The 677-nt window shown below is 67.7% G+C and carries 1 pseudogene; it reads left to right on the top strand.

The features are described from left to right. Positions 1–561: pseudogene (locus tag KZA10_RS16880) on the top strand (MaoC/PaaZ C-terminal domain-containing protein); the annotation flags it as partial. Positions 562–677: the final 116 nt, after the last annotated feature.

Genomic DNA, 677 nt, shown 5'->3' with positions numbered 1-677 from the left:
CGCGCGGTGCTGCATCACATGCAGCGCACGGCCGTGCAGGGTTCTCCGACGATGATGACCGCCCTCACCGGCGTCTGGCATCAGGGCGCGGCCGCGCGCCCCTACGAGCAGGACGGCGGCGTGCATCCGTTCCGCAAGTCTCTGGCCGAGCTCCACGTGGGCGATCAGGTCAGAAGCGGCTCGCGCACCGTGACCCTCGACGACATCGAGACGTTCGCGGCGTTCACCGGCGACACGTTCTATGCGCACATGGATGAGATCGCAGCCTCCGCGAACCCGTTCTTCCCCGGACGCGTCGCGCACGGGTATCTGCTGGTGTCGTGGGCTGCGGGTCTCTTCGTCGACCCGGCGCCCGGTCCCGTGCTGGCGAACTCCGGGCTGGAGAACCTGAGGTTCGTGACGCCGGTCTCCCCCGGCGACGACATCCGTGTGGAGCTCACCGCGAAGCAGATCACCCCCCGCGAGACCGACGAGTACGGAGAGGTGCGCTGGGACGCCGTGCTGAAGAATCAGCACGATGACATCGTGGCCACCTACGACGTGCTCACGCTGGTCGCGAAGGAGTCGACGGAGATCACGACCTGCGTCGCCGCAGTGATCAGCACGCTCACCGCGCGATTGCCCACCACGACGAATTCGACGAACCCACCGCCCGCGCGCATCGCTCCTTCCATCCG

It is taken from the genome of Microbacterium sp. BF1, assembly GCF_019279095.1.
GTDB classification, from domain to species: domain Bacteria; phylum Actinomycetota; class Actinomycetes; order Actinomycetales; family Microbacteriaceae; genus Microbacterium; species Microbacterium maritypicum.
The sequence above is the reverse complement of the archived record's forward strand: the minus strand, read 5'-3'. Positions and strand labels throughout refer to the sequence as shown.